The organism is Pseudomonas sp. MWU12-2037, assembly GCF_023242345.1.
In the GTDB taxonomy this organism is placed as follows: domain Bacteria; phylum Pseudomonadota; class Gammaproteobacteria; order Pseudomonadales; family Pseudomonadaceae; genus Aquipseudomonas; species Aquipseudomonas gingeri_D.
The window spans coordinates 1-17936 of record NZ_JALLIZ010000002.1 but is presented as its reverse complement, the minus strand read 5'-3'; the positions used below and the strand labels follow the sequence as shown (position 1 = coordinate 17936).

Annotated in this window: 22 protein-coding genes; 10 read left to right on the top strand and 12 right to left on the bottom strand. The window is 61.9% G+C overall.

The genetic code is table 11. The annotated features are described in order from the left end of the window. Nucleotides 1-88: 88 nt before the first annotated feature. Nucleotides 89-649 (top strand): nitroreductase family protein, encoded by a 561-nt coding sequence (locus M5B42_RS03175; RefSeq protein WP_152738395.1) that lies wholly within the window; start codon nucleotides 89-91, stop codon nucleotides 647-649. A 2-nt stretch (nucleotides 650-651) separates the two neighbouring features. Here the strand turns inward: M5B42_RS03175 and M5B42_RS03170 are convergent, their stop codons facing one another. The 6 genes from M5B42_RS03170 to M5B42_RS03145 all read right to left on the bottom strand — a co-directional run bounded on the left by M5B42_RS03170 (nucleotide 652) and on the right by M5B42_RS03145 (nucleotide 4859). Next, nucleotides 652-1986, bottom strand: coding sequence for a HAMP domain-containing sensor histidine kinase (locus M5B42_RS03170; protein WP_248745029.1), 1335 nt, complete (start codon nucleotides 1984-1986; stop codon nucleotides 652-654). Nucleotides 1987-2060: 74 nt separating this feature from the next. Beyond that, entirely contained in the window at nucleotides 2061-2492 is a 432-nt protein-coding gene (locus tag M5B42_RS03165) for an LTXXQ domain protein (protein WP_248745028.1), read from the bottom strand. Between the two features lie 239 nt (nucleotides 2493-2731). Next, nucleotides 2732-3409: a response regulator transcription factor gene (locus M5B42_RS03160; protein WP_103496509.1), complete on the bottom strand. Its 678-nt coding sequence runs from the start codon at nucleotides 3407-3409 to the stop codon at nucleotides 2732-2734. A 32-nt stretch (nucleotides 3410-3441) separates the two neighbouring features. Then, nucleotides 3442-3852, bottom strand: a complete 411-nt coding sequence (locus M5B42_RS03155; RefSeq protein ID WP_152738399.1) for a translation initiation factor 2 — start codon at nucleotides 3850-3852, stop codon at nucleotides 3442-3444. 109 nt (nucleotides 3853-3961) lie between these two features. Further along, complete coding sequence (locus M5B42_RS03150) at nucleotides 3962-4261, bottom strand: YciI family protein (RefSeq protein ID WP_152738403.1); 300 nt, start codon at nucleotides 4259-4261, stop codon at nucleotides 3962-3964. A 1-nt stretch (nucleotide 4262) separates the two neighbouring features. Continuing rightward, nucleotides 4263-4859: a septation protein A gene (locus M5B42_RS03145; RefSeq protein WP_103496512.1), complete on the bottom strand. Its 597-nt coding sequence runs from the start codon at nucleotides 4857-4859 to the stop codon at nucleotides 4263-4265. Between the two features lie 84 nt (nucleotides 4860-4943). Here M5B42_RS03145 and M5B42_RS03140 point away from each other — a divergent pair, with 84 nt between their 5' ends. The 5 genes from M5B42_RS03140 to rluB all read left to right on the top strand — a co-directional run bounded on the left by M5B42_RS03140 (nucleotide 4944) and on the right by rluB (nucleotide 9647). After that, on the top strand, nucleotides 4944-5807 hold the full coding sequence (locus M5B42_RS03140) for a PHP domain-containing protein (RefSeq protein WP_103496513.1): 864 nt from the start codon (nucleotides 4944-4946) through the stop codon (nucleotides 5805-5807). A gap of 13 nt (nucleotides 5808-5820) precedes the next feature. Further along, nucleotides 5821-6450 (top strand): L-threonylcarbamoyladenylate synthase, encoded by a 630-nt coding sequence (locus M5B42_RS03135; RefSeq protein ID WP_103496514.1) that lies wholly within the window; start codon nucleotides 5821-5823, stop codon nucleotides 6448-6450. A 120-nt stretch (nucleotides 6451-6570) separates the two neighbouring features. Next, nucleotides 6571-7269, top strand: a complete 699-nt coding sequence (locus M5B42_RS03130; protein ID WP_177093350.1) for a ScpA family protein — start codon at nucleotides 6571-6573, stop codon at nucleotides 7267-7269. A gap of 12 nt (nucleotides 7270-7281) precedes the next feature. Next, nucleotides 7282-8316, top strand: coding sequence for an SMC-Scp complex subunit ScpB (gene scpB, locus M5B42_RS03125; protein WP_152738417.1), 1035 nt, complete (start codon nucleotides 7282-7284; stop codon nucleotides 8314-8316). Between the two features lie 125 nt (nucleotides 8317-8441). After that, nucleotides 8442-9647, top strand: a complete 1206-nt coding sequence (gene rluB / locus M5B42_RS03120) for a 23S rRNA pseudouridine(2605) synthase RluB (RefSeq protein ID WP_103496517.1) — start codon at nucleotides 8442-8444, stop codon at nucleotides 9645-9647. Nucleotides 9648-9725: 78 nt separating this feature from the next. Here the strand turns inward: rluB and M5B42_RS03115 are convergent, their stop codons facing one another. Together M5B42_RS03115 and M5B42_RS03110 are read right to left on the bottom strand one after the other, a co-directional pair. After that, nucleotides 9726-10691 (bottom strand): leucyl aminopeptidase, encoded by a 966-nt coding sequence (locus M5B42_RS03115; protein WP_152738423.1) that lies wholly within the window; start codon nucleotides 10689-10691, stop codon nucleotides 9726-9728. Between the two features lie 58 nt (nucleotides 10692-10749). Further along, nucleotides 10750-10887: a hypothetical protein gene (locus M5B42_RS03110; protein WP_177100072.1), complete on the bottom strand. Its 138-nt coding sequence runs from the start codon at nucleotides 10885-10887 to the stop codon at nucleotides 10750-10752. Between the two features lie 667 nt (nucleotides 10888-11554). Between M5B42_RS03110 and M5B42_RS03105 the strand changes: the two genes are divergently transcribed. Together M5B42_RS03105 and arfB are read left to right on the top strand one after the other, a co-directional pair. Then, on the top strand, nucleotides 11555-12967 hold the full coding sequence (locus M5B42_RS03105) for an amino acid permease (RefSeq protein WP_248745027.1): 1413 nt from the start codon (nucleotides 11555-11557) through the stop codon (nucleotides 12965-12967). A 133-nt stretch (nucleotides 12968-13100) separates the two neighbouring features. Continuing rightward, on the top strand, nucleotides 13101-13514 hold the full coding sequence (arfB, locus tag M5B42_RS03100; RefSeq protein WP_152738606.1) for an alternative ribosome rescue aminoacyl-tRNA hydrolase ArfB: 414 nt from the start codon (nucleotides 13101-13103) through the stop codon (nucleotides 13512-13514). Between the two features lie 4 nt (nucleotides 13515-13518). On the opposite strand, the gene M5B42_RS03095 is transcribed toward arfB, so the two are convergent. From M5B42_RS03095 to M5B42_RS03085, 4 genes are all read right to left on the bottom strand, one after another. After that, a complete protein-coding gene (locus tag M5B42_RS03095; protein WP_103496521.1) occupies nucleotides 13519-14718 on the bottom strand; it encodes an MFS transporter in 1200 nt (399 codons plus the stop codon). A 167-nt stretch (nucleotides 14719-14885) separates the two neighbouring features. Next, the gene (locus M5B42_RS32080) at nucleotides 14886-15017 is read right to left on the bottom strand and encodes a hypothetical protein (protein ID WP_255916937.1); all 132 of its coding nucleotides are present in this window, start codon (nucleotides 15015-15017) and stop codon (nucleotides 14886-14888) included. Between the two features lie 165 nt (nucleotides 15018-15182). Next, a complete protein-coding gene (locus M5B42_RS03090; RefSeq protein ID WP_103496522.1) occupies nucleotides 15183-15497 on the bottom strand; it encodes a cupredoxin family copper-binding protein in 315 nt (104 codons plus the stop codon). A gap of 12 nt (nucleotides 15498-15509) precedes the next feature. Next, a complete protein-coding gene (locus tag M5B42_RS03085; protein WP_248745026.1) occupies nucleotides 15510-16481 on the bottom strand; it encodes a metallophosphoesterase in 972 nt (323 codons plus the stop codon). A 148-nt stretch (nucleotides 16482-16629) separates the two neighbouring features. Between M5B42_RS03085 and M5B42_RS03080 the strand changes: the two genes are divergently transcribed. Further along, a complete protein-coding gene (locus M5B42_RS03080) occupies nucleotides 16630-17142 on the top strand; it encodes a sigma-70 family RNA polymerase sigma factor (RefSeq protein WP_248745025.1) in 513 nt (170 codons plus the stop codon). After that, on the top strand, nucleotides 17135-17902 hold the full coding sequence (locus tag M5B42_RS03075; protein ID WP_248745024.1) for an anti-sigma factor: 768 nt from the start codon (nucleotides 17135-17137) through the stop codon (nucleotides 17900-17902). Before M5B42_RS03080 ends, M5B42_RS03075 begins: the two co-directional genes overlap by 8 nt. The last annotated feature ends 34 nt before the right edge of the window (nucleotides 17903-17936 follow it).

Genomic DNA, 17936 nt, shown 5'->3' with positions numbered 1-17936 from the left:
TTTTACCTGTGACCCCGATCATGTAAACCGGCACGGCCGCCTGGGATCTGGCTAGAATAGCCCGATCATTTTCCAGAGGAGGTGGCCGATGGAGGCTCTCGACAATTTGCTCAACCGTGTATCCGCACCGCGCCTGCTCGATCCGGCACCGACCCAGGCCCAGCGCGATATCCTCTTCGCCGCCGCCATGCGCGCACCGGATCACGGGCAACTGCGGCCTTGGCGTTTCCTGACCGTTGAGGGAGCGGCCCGCGAGCAATTGGGCAGCCTGCTGGCTGAAGCCGTGCGCCTGCAAGAGGGCGATGCGAACCCGGCGGCCATCGACAAGGCCCATGCCATGCCTTTGCGCGCACCCTTGGTGATTGTGGTGGTGGCGCGTTTGCAGGAGCACTTCAAGGTCCCGAAGTCCGAGCAGTTGCTGGCCGCCGGTTGTGCGGCCCACGGCATCCTGCTGGCGGCCCATGCCCAGGGGATCGGCGCGGTGTGGCGCACCGGCGAGCTGTCCTATTCACGCCATGTGGCCAAGGGTTTGGGGCTTGGCGATGACGAGGAAGTGATCGCCTTCCTGTACCTGGGCACGCCGCAGAACGAACTGCGCCAGCCACCGAAGGTCGATCTGACGCAGTTTGTCAGCGCCTGGTCGGCTTGAAGTTAAACCAGCGCCCCAGGCTCCAAAGGCAGATCCAGTTTTGCGATAAACCCACCCTCGGGGTGATTCGCCAGCACCAGGCTGCCGCCATGCCGTTCCGCCGCCCGCCGGGCAATGGCCAGTCCCAGGCCATGGCCCGGAGCGGTTTGCCCGGGCGCCCGGTAGAAGGGTTCACCCAGTTGTGCCAGATGGTCGGGCTCCACGCCGGGGCCATGGTCGCGCACGCTGATTTCGATGCGCTCACCCTGACGTTGCGCGGTCAGCTCGATGGCCTGGCCCTCGGGATTGAAACGCTGGGCGTTGCGCAGCAGGTTATCCACAGCCCGTTCGATCATGGTCGGCCAGCCCTTGAAGCTCAGCGGTGGTTCGCCGTCGAAGTGCACCGGCTGTTCCGGGCAGCCCAGGTTGGCGTCCTTCTGCAAGGTGGTGAGCAGCGCCGTGAGGTCTACCTCTTCGGCGCTGGCCTGGTCGGAGTCGACCCGGGCCAGGGTGAGAATCTCGCTGATCAGCGCTTCCAACCGGTCGCATTCGCGGGTCAGGCGTGGCCAGAGTCGTTCGCGCTCCTCGGGACCGGCGCGTTCGGCCAGGGCCAGGGCAATGCGCAGGCGTGCCAGTGGTGAGCGCAATTCGTGGGAGACATCCCGTAGCAATTGGCGCTGGCTGCTGATCAGGCTTTGCAGGCGCGCGCCCATCAGGTTGAAGTCCTTGGCCAGCACACCGAATTCGTCGCGCCGCCCCGCCAGTTTCGCCAGGCTGTTTTGCTGGTAGGTGGTCTGCCCCAGGTCATGCACTGCACCGCGCAGACGGCTCAGGGGGCGGGTGATGGACAAGGTCACCAGCAAACTGAACAAGGTCAGCACCACCAGGGCAATGCCCAAGGCGCTGAGGGGGCGTAGCAGGCTTTCGCGGTGCCAGGCGTCCAGTTCCGGGTGGGGAATGCGGTAGATCAGCAGGTAGGTTTCGCCGCTTTTCGGGCTGGTGTACTCGACCGTCAGGCGCCGCCAGGGCAGCTTGCGGTCATCGTTGTTCTGGCGTGCTTCAAAGGCCGCGGCCCGACGTGGAAAGGTTCCGCGGACCAGCGGATCGCCGCCTTCGTTGAGCACTTGCACATCAATGTGATAACGCTGCTTGCGCTGTTCCAGAATTGCCTGGGCGGCTTCTTCGCCCTGGCTTTCGTAGGTTTGCGTCCACTCTTCGGCCAGTGTGTTCAACCCCGGATGACGGCTGAGAATCCAGTTGTCCTGGTTGAGGATGTGCATGAGCAGAATCGATAGGCCCGCGACAAGGGCAATGGCCAGCCAGAAGCTGGCCAGGATGCGCCAGAACAGTGATCGCACAGCAAGTCCTCAACCAAACGGTACAAACGAAGAAAGCCCGACGGCGTTGGCCGTCGGGCTGGAGCATAAGCGGATTATTGCGTTTTTTGCGCTTGCTGCGCCTTCCAGGCTTTGAATTCGGTCCATTCGGCACGGCGCTCGGCCTGCTTTTTCTGCATTTCGTCGAAGGTCTTCTGCTGTTCAGGCGTCAGCAGGGCACGGATCTGGCCTTGGGTCTTCTGGTGAGCGGCATCCAGTTCGCCTTTGAAGGCAGCCTTGTCGGCAGGCGAGAGCTTTTCCAGATACTTGATGGCGATTGCCTTGCGATCATGGCGTTGTTCACCCACCAGTTTGCGGATCTGCTGGCGCTGCTCCTTGGTCAGGTCCAGTTTTTGGAAACCACCTTTGCCGTGATGCTGGTCGTGACCGTATGCCGGGCCGTCCATCGGGCCACCGTCTTGAGGCATGGCCATGGCCACGGTAGGGAGTGCAGCAGCGAACATCAGGGCGATAAGGGTCTTGCGCATGGTTTTTCTCCTTGTCTCGATTCCGGTCAGTCCGGATGAGTACAGATTAAGGAGTTCAAGGTCAGCGGCGGTCAGGGGAGGGTAAAGCTTGAGTAAAGAGGTTTTTGCCCCGGGTTGACACTTGCCTGACTGGCAATGCCGACCCTTGTAGGAGCTGGCTTGCCAGCGATGAGGTTGAATCCTGCATCGCTCTTGCGTCCTTGCGTCAGTCATCGCTGGCAAGCCAGCTCCCACAGGGGTTACAGGCTGTAGTAATAACCGCGGCTACGCAGGGCGACGATGCGTGGGCGGCCGTCCGGGTGCGGACCGATCTTCTTGCGCAGGTTGCTCACGTGCATGTCCAGGCTGCGATCGTACAAGGTCAACTTGCGGCCCAGGGCGATCTGCGCCAGTTCCTGTTTGTCCAGGGGTTCGCCGGGTTGCTGCAGCAGGGCTTCGAGCAGGCGGCTTTCGGAGACAGTGAGGGTGAAGTCCTGCTGGTCGATGGTGACCACGCCACGCACCGGGCTGAAGCACAGGTCACCCAGTTCCATCTGGCTCGGAGTCGCGGTCGGGTGGCTGCGGCGCAGTACGGCGCGCAGGCGCGCGGTCAGTTCCCGGGGGTCGCAGGGTTTGGCCAGGTAGTCATCGGCGCCCAGCTCCAGGCCGAGGATACGGTCCAGGGGTTCGCCACGGGCCGAAAGCATTACGACCGGCAACTCCGGGTGATCGCTGCGCAATTGCTTGAGCAGTTCCAGGCCGCTGCCATCGGGCAGCATCACATCCAGCACCACGGCGGCCGGGGCGCTGTCAGCCAGGGCCTTGCGCGCGCTCTGGCCATCGTGGCAGGCGCGTACCTGGAAGCCTTCCTGGCTCAACCAACTGGTCAGGAGTTCACACAACTCCTGGTCATCGTCTATCAGTAACAGGTCGCTCATGACTCTCTCGATTACGGATCGCTATTGGCCGCTCAATTCAGCCATTGCCGACGTTGTCTACGTCCGCCACTGGCGAAGATACCGCAGAGCAGGGCCACGAGTGCAACTCCCCCGCCAGTGACAAACCATTGCTGCTGATCAGTCAGCAGGCGCGGTCCGGCACTGGCCTGGGCTTCCTTGAGTTGCAGCTTCAGGCGCTGGTTTTCCTGGCGCAGGCGGCTCAACTGGGCACTTTCGCGCTCGGCGTCGGCACTCTGCAATTGTTTGCTCAACTCTTCTCGTTGTCGCTCGCTTTCTTTCAAGCGTTGCTGCAAATCGGTGATCTGGCTACCGGCGCTCAAGGACAGGGGGGTGGAATTACTCGACCCCTGACTCTCTTCGGCGTGGGCGGCGGCCCCTATCGACAAGATGACCACTAGCAGCAACAACGGACCCTGGCGCATCGCAAACTCCTGATTCCAATCGGCATTGGGCAGGTTGTCGGCTGCTGAACGAGAATAATGAGCGATTGGGCCGCGATGAACCCTGAAGGTTCATCGCGAGGGGAGAAATTTATGGCAGGACTTGCTTGAACGGCTTGACCAGCACCTGGGCGTAGACCCCGCCGGCGACGAACGGATCGGCCTCGGCCCAGGCTTGCGCCGCGCTCAGGCTGTCGAACTCGGCGACGATCAGGCTGCCGCTGAAACCGGCGGCGCCCGGGTCGTTGCTGTCCACGGCCGGGTGCGGGCCGGCCAGGACCAGGCGCCCTTGCGCCTGGAGCTGATGCAGCCGTTCCAGATGCGCCGGGCGCACGGCCAGGCGTTTGTCCAGGGAGTTTTCGACGTCGGTGGCGATGATCGCGTAGAGCATGTCAGTCCTCGGTTTTCGGGATGGTCGGGTCGGTGTCGTGCAGGTGGCGGGACAGGTAGATGCCCTGGCCGACCAGGAACAGCAGGGTCATGCCCAGGCTGCCGAACACCTTGAAGTCGACCCAGTACTGCTGGAAGGTGAACGCCACGAACAGGTTGGCGCCGCCGCAGAACAGGAAAAACACGATCCAGGCCAGGTTCAGGCGGGTCCAGATCGGCTCTGGCAGGTTCAGGGCGTGGCCCATGATGCGCTTGATCAGCAGGCGGTCACCGATGAAGTGGCTGCCGGCAAAGGCCAGGGCGAACAGCCAGTTGACCACCGGGGCTTTCCACTTGAGGAAGGTTTCGCTGTGGAAGGCCAGGGTCAGGCTGCCGAATACCAGGCAGGCGATCAGGGTCAGCCACTGGCTTTTTTCCAGTTTGCGGTGGGTGATGAAGAGGGTGCCGTAGACCACCAGGGAACTGATGATCAGCATGGCCGTGGCACTGTAGATACCGCCCACGGTCAGGCTGTGGCCGGCGATCTCCATGACCCGCGGTTCGATTTTGTAGACGATGAAGAACAGGAAGAGCGGGATGAAATCGATGAATTGTTTCACAGTGGCAGCCAGAAGCAGGATGTGACGGCATAATAACAAACATCATTGCCAGCGAAAGCGCCGCCTAGAGGTTATTCAATCCCCGTGGAAATCGATCTGCACTGCCATAGCACGGCCTCCGACGGTGCCCTCGCGCCCGCGATCCTGGTCGCCCGTGCGCACGAGAGAGGCGTGCGGGTCCTGGCCCTGACCGATCACGACACCCTCGAAGGCCTGGCCGAAGCCCGTGCGGCGGCGGATGGGCTGGGGATGCGGCTGGTCAACGGCGTCGAATTGTCCTGCACCTGGGGTGGCGCGACCATCCATGTGCTGGGCTATGGCTTCGACGTCGAGGCGCCGGCGCTGGTCGAGGCCATCGCCCGCTTGCACGAGGGCCGCTGGCTGCGTTCCGAGGAAATCAGCCGCAAGCTGGCGCTCAAGGGCATGCCCGGCGCGCTGGAAGGCGCGCGGGCGATCCAGCAGGAACTGGGCGATAGCGGCAATGCCCCGGCGCGTCCGCATTTCGCCGATTTCCTGGTGCGTGCCGGTTTCGTCAAGGACCGTGCCGAAGCCTTTCGCAAGTGGCTCGGCGCGGGCAAGCTGGGGGACGTCAAGCTGCACTGGCCGACCCTGGAAGACACCGTCGGCACCCTGCGCGAGTCCGGCGCCTGGGTCAGTCTGGCCCATCCCTGGCACTACGATTTCACCCGCAGCAAGCGCCGCAAGCTGATTGGCGACTATATTCAAGCAGGTGGCCACGCTATCGAAGTGGTCAATGGGCATCAACCCGCCGAGCAGGTAGGCAGTCTGGCGATCCTTGCCCGTGAGTTCGGGCTGCTGGTCAGTGCCGGCAGTGATTTCCATGGTCCTGGAGGCTGGTCCGAGATCGGTGAATACCGCCCGGTTCCTGAAGATCTGCCGCCACTCTGGTGTCGCTTCAAACATGAGCAACTTACTGCCGTCGTCTGAACAGGTAGAAAACGTGAGTCAATTTTTCCAGATTCATCCGGAAAACCCGCAGGCGCGCCTGATCAAACAGGCGGTGGAAATCATTCGCAAGGGCGGGGTGGTGATCTATCCCACCGACTCGTCCTATGCCATCGGTTGCCAGATCGGCGACAAGAATGCGGTCGAGCGGGTGCGCCGTTTGCGGCAGTTGGACGACAAGCACAACTTTGCGCTGATCTGCAGCGATCTGTCGCAGTTGGGGCTGTTCGCCAAGGTCGACACGGGCCTGTTTCGCCTGCTCAAGGCCCATACGCCGGGGCCCTACACCTTTATCCTGAATGCCACCCGGGAAGTCCCGCGGTTGTTGCTGCATCCGAAAAAACGCACCATCGGCCTGCGCATCCCCAGCCATCCGATTGCCCTGGCGCTGCTCGAAGAACTGGGCGAGCCGCTGATGAGCGTCAGTCTGATCATGCCCGGCGAGACCGATCCGATGATTGATCCCTACGAGATCCGCCAGTTGCTCGAACATCAGGTCGACCTGGTGATCGACGGCGGTTTCGGCGGGATCAAGGCCTCGACCGTGATCAACCTGGCGGACGGCGAGCCGGAAGTGATCCGCGTGGGCTGTGGCGACCCCGCGCCGTTCATGGTCGAGGCCTGAATGTCCGCCGTGGAAAACGTCGACAGCCAGGCCGATGCCCAGCAGGAACTGCCGTTCGCCCTGGTCTATGGCCAGGCGGTCACCGAGATGCCGCTGGACCTGTATATCCCGCCGGACGCCCTGGAAGTCTTTCTCGAAGCCTTCGAAGGCCCGCTGGACTTGCTGCTCTACCTGATCCGCAAGCAGAACATCGATATCCTCGACATCCCGGTGGCGGAAATCACCCGCCAGTACATGGGTTATGTCGAGTTGATGAAGTCGGTGCGCCTGGAGCTGGCCGCCGAGTACCTGGTGATGGCGGCGATGCTGGCCGAGATCAAATCGCGGATGCTGCTGCCGCGTTCGGCCGAAATCGAGGCGGAAGAGGACGACCCGCGGGCCGAACTGATCCGTCGCCTGCAGGAGTACGAGCGCTTCAAGAGCGCCGCCGAGGGCCTCGACACCTTGCCCCGGGTCGGCCGCGATGTGCTGGTGCCCAAGCTCGATGCCCCCGAGGCCCGGGCGCGCAAGCTGTTGCCGGACGTGAGCCTGGAAGAAGTGTTGATGTCCATGGCCGAGGTCCTGCGCCGTGGCGACCTGTTCGAAAGCCATCAGGTCAGTCGTGAGCAACTGTCGACTCGCGAGCGCATGAGCGATGTACTGGAACGCCTCAAGGGCGGCGGCTTCGTGCCCTTTGTCGAGCTGTTTACCGCCGAGGAAGGACGGCTGGGGGTGGTGGTGACCTTTATGGCGATTCTTGAGCTGGTCAAGGAATCCCTGGTCGAACTGGTGCAGAATGAACCCTTTACGGCGATCCATGTGCGGGCGCGCGCTGAATAACGAGCACAATCCATGAACCTGAGTGAACCCCGCGAGCTGGCCCCGCTGCTTGAAGCCTTTCTGTTGGCCTCGGGAAAGCCGCAATCCCTGGAGCGGCTGTTCGAGCTGTTCGAGGAGGGCGAACGGCCCGAGCCGCCGGTCTTCAAGAAAGCCCTGACGATCCTCGCCAAGTCCTGCGAAGGGCGGGCCTTCGAGCTGCGGGAGGTGGCCTCCGGCTATCGTCTGCAGGTGCGCGAGAAATTCGCTCCCTGGGTCGGGCGGCTCTGGGAAGAACGTCCGCAGCGTTATTCCCGGGCGATGCTCGAGACCCTGGCGCTGATCGCCTATCGTCAACCGATCACCCGGGGTGAGATCGAGGATGTGCGTGGCGTGGCGGTCAACAGCCAGATCGTCAAGACCTTGCTGGAGCGTGAGTGGATTCGGGTCGTCGGTTACCGCGAGGTGCCGGGCAAACCGGCAATGTTCGCCACCACCAAGGCGTTTCTCGATCACTTCAACCTGAAGAACCTTGACGACCTGCCGCCCCTGGCCGAACTGCGGGAGATGGAGCCCGAGCCGCTGTTCGATGTCGAGGATGCGCCAGTGCCCGCGAGCCTGCAGGCCCTGGCCGATGCCAGTCTCGATCCGGAGGGTGCCGAGGCGCCGAAGGAGGAAACCAGCTTCCATACCCTGTTGCTGGAGCTGGACTCCATGGAAGAGGGGATCAAGACCGACTTTGACGATTTGCTGCGTGACGGCGCGATGGTGCCGACGGGCGAGTTGCCGCTGCAGGAATCTGGGCTTGAAAGAGCTGAACCTGTTGAGCCCGCTGTGACAGTCGAGGCCGACGAAGTGCTCGAAGAAGAGCCGGAAACAGTCGAAGAGCCCGCGGTGCCAGAAGTACCGGAGCCGGATCTCGTCGGTGCCCAGCAGGCCCGGGAACAATTGCTCGCGGCGGTCGCGGCCCTGGACAAGGCCGCCGGCCGGCCGCAGCTGACCGATGAAGAAGCCGAAGCCCTGGCCCTGGCCGAGGCGATCGAACAGGAACGCCGCTTGCTCGATGATTGATTGCGAGAGTGCATAATGGCCAACATCGGCGTATGATTCGCGCCCCCGCGGCGATCCCTTCGCCCAGGCAACAGATTCAATTTCTTCAGGCCAAGGCCTGAATCGACACACCGGGAGGTGCCCAGATGAGTGATATCAAGCAGAAAGACGACCAGGAAATCGGCCCAGCAGGCGAAAAACTGCAGAAGGTCCTGGCCCGTATCGGCGTCGGCTCGCGCCGCGACGTGGAAGGCTGGATCAGCAAAGGCCGGATCAAGGTCAACGGCAAAGACGCCACCCTCGGCCAGCGCGTCGACATGCATGACGCCATCACCATCGATGGCAAGGTGATCAAGCGCGAAGAGGCGTCCGAATCGGTTCGCCGCGTGATCATGTACAACAAACCCGACGGCGAGATCTGCACCCGTGACGACCCGGAAGGCCGTCCGACCGTGTTCGACAAGCTGCCGCGTCCGAAAGAAGGCCGCTGGATCAATATCGGCCGCCTGGACATCAACACCACCGGTCTGCTGATGTTCACCACCGACGGTGAGCTGGCCAACCGCTTGATGCACCCGTCCTACGAAATGGACCGCGAGTACGCGGTCCGAGTCCGTGGTGAAGTGGACGAAGAGATGATTGCCCGGCTCAAGGCCGGCGTGATGCTCGAAGACGGCCCGGCGAAGTTCACCGATATCCAGGAAGCGCCTGGCGGTGAAGGTTTCAACCACTGGTACCACTGCGTGGTGATGGAAGGTCGTAACCGCGAAGTGCGTCGTCTGTGGGAATCCCAGGGTTTGGTGGTCAGCCGTCTGAAGCGTGTGCGTTTCGGTCCGGTGTTCCTCAACTCCGACCTGCCAATGGGCCGCTGGCGTGAAATGAGCCAGTACGAAGTGGACATCCTCAGTGCCGAGGTCGGCCTGACGCCGGTAGCGATGCCGCAGCTCAATGCCAAGAGCAAGGACAAGCTGGAGCGTATGCAGCGCAAATCCTCTCGTCCTGTGGGCAAGGGCGAGCGTGTGCGGACCCTACGTCCGGCCGCCGGTGCACCTGCCGAGCGCAGTGAGCGCGAGCCGCGGATTGAAGGCGAGCGTCCAGCCCGCAAGCCGGCTCCTCGTCAGGATGGCGAGCGCGCACCGCGTGCCCCGCGTCCGGCGGCCGGTCGTGGTGAGTCGACCCGTGGTACGCCAGTGGCGGATCGTCCGACGGACAGCAAGCGTCCGGCCAAGCCGGCACCCAAGACCAAGCGTCCAAGCCTGGTCCTGGACAAGGACGCGCCGTCGGGCAAGCGTCGTGGCGCCCCGGCCGGTTCCGGCCAGCGTCCGGGGTTCGGGCGTCGCAAGCCTGAGTAAAGCAGGCGCTTGAGCGCACCGCGAGACCCGAAACCCCATGACGAGCCAACGTCATGGGGTTTTGTTTTTTGGGGCAGGTCAAAACGCAAACTGCCCGTCAAACACCGGCTTGTCATCCAGCGCCAGCACGCCGCTGGCAAAGATCAGGTCCAGGTGATGGCTGCCCTTGGCGCCACCGCCCAACCCCAGGTGCAGGCCGCAATGGCGCTCCTCGAAACCCGAGTTGCGCGCATACAGGGCCTTGACCCCCTCATTCGTACCGATCCCCAGTTCCTCGACTCGACGGTTGGATGGATTGGCATTCAGGTACTTGTTGAAATCCGCCTCCAGCCCAGGCACTTCGGTGGCAATGCGGCGGATGGTCGAATCCTCGATCCACAGCGCCAGCGGCGACTCCAGCACTCCGTACTTGCGGGCAAAGGGAATGGTGCCGAGAAAGGTCCCGACAAACTTCACGCAACCGTTGATGGCGTCGCTGTGGGTGGCGATCTCCCCCGGGGCCAGGTCGTGGTTGCCCACGCCATTGATATTGGTCCACTTGCGGATACTGCTCAGCGGCGCCTGCAGGTGCGAGCCGTGGCGGTCCTTGAAGCTCAGGGTGGTGGCCCGGGACATGCGGCGGATCAGGCTGTCGTTGAGGTCGGCAATGCGTTGCGGGCTGACACTGAAGGTGTCGTAGAAGTAATCGCCGTAATCCTTGAACAGCAGCGATTTGCGCCATTGCTCGGCCATGACCCCATGCAATGCGTGGAGGAACTCCGGGCCTTGCGGGCGAGGCGGGGAGAGCATCGAGGAGTCGTAGAAAAAGATATACAGGTCGCTGTCGCTGATGGCCTCGATCAGTCTCGGGGCTGGCTCAAGGTCCAGGCGCAACGCGCTGAAGCCGAACTGTCGGCGCTCGGCGTCCTGCTCGATGATGGCCGCGGTGATCTCGCTGTAATCCGGGGTATGGCCGAGCAGGACTTTCGGCTGGTCGAGCCCTTCCAGGGCCGGATGGCGGGCGAGGTAGTAGAGAAAGTGTTCGAGGGCGCGGGTCTTGTCCATGACGTCGTTCCTGGGGCAACAGAGGGTAGGTGCGGTAAACCGCACCCACCTGGAGGCCTTAGAAAGGCCACATCGCAGTGCCAAAGGGCACGACAGCATCGGCTTGCATCATTTCCACGGCCGCGTCGTGGGTCGGGGCTTCAAACCAATCGTCCAGTTGCAGTTCAGTGCTCACGTCCTGATCCGAGACTTGCATGGTGAATCTCCTTGGGAATGTTATTGCTGGACGGTCGAAAAGGCTTTTTGCTAGGAAAATTCCTATGCATAAAAACCGATTCTCCGGCTTGCCGACTGTAGGCTTCGGCAAGTGGCTGAAAACCTAGTGCAGTATCTCGATAGGCGCAAAAAAATATTTTCAAATTTTTTTTGCAGCCTTGCAGAGCAAAAAACTTCTTCTGGAAAAACAGCGATTCACCCGCTAAAGCCCGTGCTAAACAGTCTGTCTGTCAATTTTCGAACGGGGGCCGTATACGGCTTTGTTGGCAAGAAAACGTGACACTTTGTCAGGAAAACCTGACGATCTGGACAGTAAAAGCGCCTGAAAATACGAGGTTCGGATTGGCGTAAGGAATAGTTGCCGAGGGGCTCTGTAGGATTTTTCTTTATGGCGAAAAGGCCCCTTGTCCTCCCGCGCTGGGGGCGGTGAGATGCGCGGATGCCTGCCAGTGGTGGTCTGGCGGTGTACAATGCGCGGCGTTTTACCTGTGACTCAACTGCGTACCCGCGCATTTTTGTGGCTTTCGACGGCGGCCTTGCGATGCTCCGAAAGCCCGTGCACTCAAGGCTACCCGCCTTGTTCACTCCATCGCGTCATAAGCGTGATGGGTTCGATTTCGTCACAGATAAAAACAAACAGGTGACGCATGACCCCTGATACACCCCTTGCTTCGGGCGAGCTTAAACGCGGCCTGAAAAATCGTCATATCCAATTGATCGCCCTCGGTGGCGCCATCGGTACCGGCCTGTTCCTCGGTTCGGCCGGGGTGCTCAAGTCCGCCGGTCCGTCGATGATCCTCGGCTACGCCATCTGCGGTTTTATCGCCTTCATGATCATGCGCCAGTTGGGCGAGATGATCGTCGAGGAGCCGGTCGCCGGTTCGTTCAGCCACTTTGCCCACAAGTACTGGGGCGGTTTCGCCGGCTTTCTGTCGGGCTGGAATTGCTGGATCCTCTACATCCTGGTGGGCATGTCGGAGCTGACCGCCGTCGGCAAGTACATCCACTACTGGTGGCCCGATATCCCGAGCTGGGTCTCGGCAGCAGCCTTCTTCGTCCTGATCAACGCGATCAACCTGGCCAACGTCAAGGTTTTCGGCGAGGCGGAGTTCTGGTTCGCGATTATCAAGGTGGTGGCGATCGTCGGCATGATTGCCCTGGGCAGCTACCTGCTGGTCAGCGGCCACGGCGGTCCGCAGGCCTCGGTGAGCAACCTGTGGGAACACGGTGGGTTCTTCCCCAATGGCGTCAGCGGCCTGGTGATGGCCATGGCGATCATCATGTTTTCCTTCGGCGGCCTGGAAATGCTCGGTTTCACCGCCGCTGAAGCCGACCAGCCGAAAACCGTGATTCCCAAGGCCATCAACCAGGTCATCTACCGGATCCTGATTTTCTATATCGGTGCCCTGGTGATCCTGTTGTCGCTGACGCCCTGGGACAGCCTGCTGAGCACGCTGAACGCTTCCGGCGACTCCTATAGCGGCAGCCCGTTCGTCCAGGTGTTCTCGATGCTGGGTAGCAACACGGCGGCGCATATCCTCAATTTCGTGGTGCTGACGGCGGCGCTGTCGGTGTACAACAGCGGCACCTACTGCAACAGCCGCATGCTGCTGGGCATGGCCGAGCAGGGTGATGCGCCGAAGGCGCTGGCCAGGATCGACAAGCGCGGCGTGCCGGTGCGCTCGATCCTGGCCTCGGCGCTGGTGACCTTCATCGCGGTGGTGATGAACTACCTGATGCCGCAACAGGCCCTGGAATTGCTGATGTCCCTGGTGGTGGCGACCCTGGTGATCAACTGGGCGATGATCAGCTACTCGCACTTCAAGTTCCGCCAGCATATGAATAGCACCCAACAGAGCCCGCTGTTCAAGGCCCTGTGGTACCCCTATGGCAACTATGTGTGCCTGGCGTTCGTGGTGTTCATCCTCGGCGTCATGTTGATGATTCCGGGGATCCAGGTCTCGGTGTACGCGATTCCGGTCTGGGTGGCGTTCATGTGGGTCTGCTACGGCATCAAGAATCGGCGCAGTGCCCAGCAGGCATTGGTGGCGGTGAAGTAGGCTTTTATCCGTTGCAAGCACAAACCCGGCGGCCGCCGGGTTTGTCGTTTCTGCACGGTCGGGACACGGGCGAACCGGCTCGCCGTGGTACAGATCAGGTATCCTGAACGCCCTGATGTCGGACGCTTTTCAAATGCTGGTGATTTCCAACAATGTGCATCTGCCGGATGCCGAGATCGAATGGACGGCCATTCGTGCCCAGGGCGCGGGCGGGCAGAACGTCAACAAGGTCTCCAGCGCGGTGCACCTGCGTTTCGATATTCCGGCTTCGTCCCTGCCGCCGTTCTACAAGGAACGCCTGCTGGCCCTGCGCGACAGTCGCATCACCAGCGAAGGGGTGATCGTGATCAAGGCCCAGCAATACCGGACCCAGGAGCAGAACCGCAGCGATGCCCTGGAACGCCTGGTCGAACTGATCCTCACTGCCACCAAGGTGGAGAAGAAACGCCGCCCGACCAAGCCGACCCTCGGCTCGAAGAAGCGCCGCCTGGAAGGCAAGTCCCAGCGTGGTGCGATAAAGGCCGGGCGCGGCAAGATCGATTTCTAGGCCTTCAGGTTTTTTCCCGCAACGCTCGCTGCTTCGGTGCCTGCCGGTAGAGATAAAGGCTCAGCAGCAACCCGGAAAACGACGCCAGGGCGGCGAACAGGAAGATCGAGGCAAAGCCCAGGCCCGCGGCAATGGCCCCGGCCAAGGGCCCGGTGATGCCCAGCGACAGGTCGATAAACAACGAGTAGGCACCCACCGCCGCGCCGCGACTGGAGGCGGGCACCAGGTTCACCGCCTCCACTCCCAGTGCCGGGAACACCAGCGAGAAACCGAACCCGCTCAATGCCGCCCCCGCCAGTGCCCAATGGGCATCCGGTGCCAGCCACAACAGCAGCAGCCCCAGGGTTTCCACCGACAGGCAGGCGATCGCCACGCGAAAGCCGCCGAGGCGATTGATCAGGTTGCCGAACAGCAGCCGCGCACCGATAAAGCTGGCGCCGAACAGGCTCAGGCAGAGCACCGCGTTGGCCCAGTGCTGGGTGGCGTAATACAGGGTGATAAAGGTCGCGATGGTGCCGAAACCGATGGAGCCCAGGGCCAGGCCGGTGCCGTGGGGCAGTACGCGGCCCAGTACATGAAGGAAGGGCAGGCGCTCGCCGGCGACAATCGGTGCTGCCTGTTTCGGCCAGGCCAGCAACAGCCCCAGCGTGGCCAGCAGCAGGATGCTCACGCCCATGCTCCACAGGCCCAACTGACCGACCAGCCACACGCCCAGTGGTGCGCCGATGGCCAACGCGCCATAGCTGGCGATGCCGTTCCAGGAAATCACCTTGGCGGTGTTCGCCGCACCGACCCGGCCGATCCCCCAGCCGATGGACCCGGAGCCCACCAGGCTTTCCGCGCTGCCCAGCACCAGGCGGCCGATAAACAGGCTGATCAGGCTCAGCAACGGCATCGCCTGGAGAACACTCGAGACCAGCATGAACACACCGCTCAGGCCGCAGCCGAGCAGGCCGATCATTACCGCGCGCTTGCTGCCCTGGTTATCGATGATCCGGCTGGCATAGGGACGACTCAACAAGGTCGCCAGGTACTGGACGCTGATCACCAGCCCGGCGATCACCGTGCCGAAGCCCAGGTCACTGTGGACATAGCCGGGCAGCACGGCCAGGGGAATGCCGATGTTCAGGTAACCGATAAAGGTAAACAGGACAATGGAAACGACTTGCAGCGTGACCGCCAGGGGGCGCTGGGTATCAGACATGGACAAGAACCACCGTTGCCGCGGAGAAAAAAGATAGGAGGCTTATGATAACGGTGCGAAGCGGGTTGCATGGGAGTTAAATCGAAAAAAGCTTGGCGGGCGCCTGTATCCGGTTGCGTGAAAAACACCAGGGAACGGGCTTTTCACGCGACCGGTTGAGCAAGCGTTCAGTCTTCGCTGTCGGCCTTGAGGCTTTCTGCGGCCTCGTTGTTTACTGGCTGCTGGGCAGCGGCTTGTGGCGGGTTTTTCTGCTCAGTCTCGTGCAGGCTTGGGAAGGGGAAGTTGGGTATCTCATGCATCGTCGTCGCTCCTCGCAAGGTCTGTTTTTTAAATCGCTGGGTAGATCCGCGCTTTTAAAAAGCCTGGGCAGGATACAGCAGGGGAAATGACAGAAAGATTTTTTCGCCCCGGCTTCGACAGCCATTCGTCAGTTCTGTGGGAGCCGGCAAGCCGGCTCCCTCGGTTCAGGGAGTGACGATGATTTTCCCGATCATCTGTGGATGCAGGGCACAGAAATACTCGTAGGTGCCCGCAGTCTTGAACTCATAGGAAAAGCTGTCATTGGTGTCCAGCGCGCCCGAGCGGAACAGCTTGTGGGTTTCGGCCACCGTATGGGGGATCTGGTCGTCGTTGACCCAGGTCACCTTGGTACCGAGCGCAACGGTCAGGTCCTTGGGCCCGAACATGAATTCCTTGATATCGATCTTCACGTCCTGCGCCCACACCGGGATCGAGACCGTCAGGCAAATCAGCGCCAGTCCGTGCAAAAGTCTTTTCATTCGAATGTTCTCCTAAATCAGTGTCGAATCAATCAGTGCCAATGGGTGATCGCCTTGTGTCGCGCGGACATCGGTAATCCCCAGGTAATTGCGTAACTGATCGGCGGCCACGGTCATCGGCCCCGGTGACGGTGCCGCCCCTGGTGCTGGTTGCGGGTAGGCCGTGCCGCGCGCGGTGTGAAAGGTGATATTGCCTTCGACCTTCTGGATCACCTGATGGATATGGCCGTTGAGCACGGTCACCGAACCGTATTTGCGCAGCAGGGCAATGGCCTGGTCGCCGTCCTCCGTGCCCCAGCCCCAGGGTTGGTAAATGGTCCACAGCGGAATATGGGTAAACACCACGATCGGCGTGCTCGTCGACACCGCCCGCAGGTCATCGGCCAGCCAGGCGATCTGCTCGGCGCCGAGGTTGGCTTCATGGCCGGCCTGGAAGTTGAAGACGTTGACCAGCGCGATGAAATGCACGCCGTGGTCGTCGAAGCTGTACCAGCCGTTGCCCTTGGTGCCCTTGCCGTACCGCTGCAGGTAGAGCTGGCCGCCGCCTTCGTCAAGGGTGTCGTGCTCGCCTGGCACATAGTGCACGGGGGCGGGCAGGGCCTTGAGCAATTGTGCGGCGGTGTCGAATTCCTCCGGCTTGCTGAGGTGGGTGATATCCCCGGTGTGGAGAATCAGCGCCGGCCGCTTGGGCAGGGCGATGACCTTGTCGATGGCCACTTGCAGGGTCTTCACCGGTTCGGGATTGGCCTCCTTGTTGAAACCGATATGCGAATCGCTGATTTGCACGAAGTGAAAGTTCGCGGCCAGCGCGGCCGGGTCGCTGGTCTGGCCATTCTGGTCCAGGGCAAAGGCCCGCGGGATGCCGCCGCTCAGGGCCCAGAGGACCCCGGCGCCGGCCCAGGCCGAGCATTTGAGCAGGGTCCGGCGGTCGGGGTCGAGCGGGCCGTCGGTACGTTTGTCGTGGGGTGTTGGGTGCAGGTCCATGGGAACGCCCTCGCTGGCGGTCTACAGTGATTGAGCTCACATCTGTAAAACCGGGCGGCGCGGGGCTTTATTCCAGGAAATAAAAAAATTCTTTCGGGAATAAAACAGGACCTTTCACCGTTATAGGAACAAAGGTATCGGAGCCACTATGAAGCGATTCGAGGCGCTGTTTGCGCCGCATCTGGATGCGGCCTATAACCTCGCGCGCTGGCTCACCGACAGTGAGAGCGCCGCGCAGGATGTGGTCCAGGAAAGTGCCTTCAGGGCCTTCAAGTTCCAGCACCGTTTTGTCGACGGCAATGCCAAGGCCTGGTTCCTGACCATTGTCCGCAACGAAAGCTACAACTGGCTCAAGGCCTCGATGGGCGCACGTTGGGTAGCCCTCGACGAGGAGTGGTTGCAGGACGACCCGGCAATGGCCGATGTGTGCACACCCGAGTCACAGACCATCCGCGCCCAGGCGGCCGAGCAGGTCCGCCTGGCACTGCTGGCGTTGGCGCCGGCGTTTCGCGAAGTGATCGTCCTGAAGGAGTTGGAAGACATGCCCTACAAGGACATAGCGAAAATCGTCGATATCCCCTTGGGCACCGTCATGTCGCGGCTGGCCCGGGCCCGCGCGATGCTCAAGCGCGAACTGCTGAAGTTGCACCCTTATGAATGACCTCGACTGCAAGACCTGTGATGAATTGATCCATGGCTACCTCGACCATGAGCTGGACGCGGCGACCAGGGCGCGGGTGGCCGGGCACCTGGCGGGCTGCGCGGAGTGCGCACGCCGGTATGAGCAGGCCCGTCAATTGATCGACGACGTCAAAAAACGCGCACCCTATTACCGCGCGCCCGAGGCCCTGAACCTGAGCCTGTTGGGCGCTGCCCCAGAGCGATCTTCGGCCATGGCGGGTTTCATGCAGGGGTTGCGGGCGCTGTCGGGGCGCTGGTGGGCGCCGGCGTTTTCAACCCTGGCGTTGAGCCTGGCGGTCATGCTCTATGTGGTGACGCCGTCCGCCGAACAACCCTGGCTGGATGAGGCGGTGTCCAGTCATGTGCGTTCGCTGATGGCCGAGCATTTGAGCGATGTGGTGTCGTCCGACCGGCATACGGTGAAACCCTGGTTTACCGGCAAGCTCGATTTCGCGCCGCCGGTCTTCGATTATGCGGCGCAGGGTTACCCGTTGTTGGGCGGGCGATTGGATTATCTGCAACACCAGACCGCCGCAGCATTGGCGTATCGGCATGCCAAGCACACCATCAACCTGTTTATCCTGCCGACGGCCGAAGCTGATCGGGCTCGGGAGAGCTTGTCTTTGCGGGGGTACAACGTGGTGTCGTGGCGACGTGATCACCTGCGTTTCATCCTGGTCTCGGACCTGGAGAAGGGCGAGCTCGAGGGGTTCGGGCAGTTGATCGAGAAGGGTGGGTAAGTGTCTGATCTGATCGTGAGCACACAACAAAACC

What these genes read in the sequence shown, in the direction of transcription:
- M5B42_RS03175 (WP_152738395.1), top strand. Translation starts at nt 89, where the DNA reads ATGGAGGCTCTCGACAATTTGCTCAACCGTGTATCCGCACCGCGCCTG.
- M5B42_RS03165 (WP_248745028.1), bottom strand. Translation starts at nt 2,492, where the DNA reads ATGCGCAAGACCCTTATCGCCCTGATGTTCGCTGCTGCACTCCCTACC.
- M5B42_RS03160 (WP_103496509.1), bottom strand. Translation starts at nt 3,409, where the DNA reads ATGAGCGACCTGTTACTGATAGACGATGACCAGGAGTTGTGTGAACTC.
- M5B42_RS03155 (WP_152738399.1), bottom strand. Translation starts at nt 3,852, where the DNA reads ATGCGCCAGGGTCCGTTGTTGCTGCTAGTGGTCATCTTGTCGATAGGG.
- M5B42_RS03150 (WP_152738403.1), bottom strand. Translation starts at nt 4,261, where the DNA reads ATGCTCTACGCGATCATCGCCACCGACGTCGAAAACTCCCTGGACAAA.
- scpB (WP_152738417.1), top strand. Translation starts at nt 7,282, where the DNA reads ATGAACCTGAGTGAACCCCGCGAGCTGGCCCCGCTGCTTGAAGCCTTT.
- rluB (WP_103496517.1), top strand. Translation starts at nt 8,442, where the DNA reads ATGAGTGATATCAAGCAGAAAGACGACCAGGAAATCGGCCCAGCAGGC.
- M5B42_RS03115 (WP_152738423.1), bottom strand. Translation starts at nt 10,691, where the DNA reads ATGGACAAGACCCGCGCCCTCGAACACTTTCTCTACTACCTCGCCCGC.
- M5B42_RS03110 (WP_177100072.1), bottom strand. Translation starts at nt 10,887, where the DNA reads ATGCAAGTCTCGGATCAGGACGTGAGCACTGAACTGCAACTGGACGAT.
- M5B42_RS03105 (WP_248745027.1), top strand. Translation starts at nt 11,555, where the DNA reads ATGACCCCTGATACACCCCTTGCTTCGGGCGAGCTTAAACGCGGCCTG.
- arfB (WP_152738606.1), top strand. Translation starts at nt 13,101, where the DNA reads ATGCTGGTGATTTCCAACAATGTGCATCTGCCGGATGCCGAGATCGAA.
- M5B42_RS03095 (WP_103496521.1), bottom strand. Translation starts at nt 14,718, where the DNA reads ATGTCTGATACCCAGCGCCCCCTGGCGGTCACGCTGCAAGTCGTTTCC.
- M5B42_RS32080 (WP_255916937.1), bottom strand. Translation starts at nt 15,017, where the DNA reads ATGCATGAGATACCCAACTTCCCCTTCCCAAGCCTGCACGAGACTGAG.
- M5B42_RS03090 (WP_103496522.1), bottom strand. Translation starts at nt 15,497, where the DNA reads ATGAAAAGACTTTTGCACGGACTGGCGCTGATTTGCCTGACGGTCTCG.
- M5B42_RS03085 (WP_248745026.1), bottom strand. Translation starts at nt 16,481, where the DNA reads ATGGACCTGCACCCAACACCCCACGACAAACGTACCGACGGCCCGCTC.
- M5B42_RS03080 (WP_248745025.1), top strand. Translation starts at nt 16,630, where the DNA reads ATGAAGCGATTCGAGGCGCTGTTTGCGCCGCATCTGGATGCGGCCTAT.
- M5B42_RS03075 (WP_248745024.1), top strand. Translation starts at nt 17,135, where the DNA reads ATGAATGACCTCGACTGCAAGACCTGTGATGAATTGATCCATGGCTAC.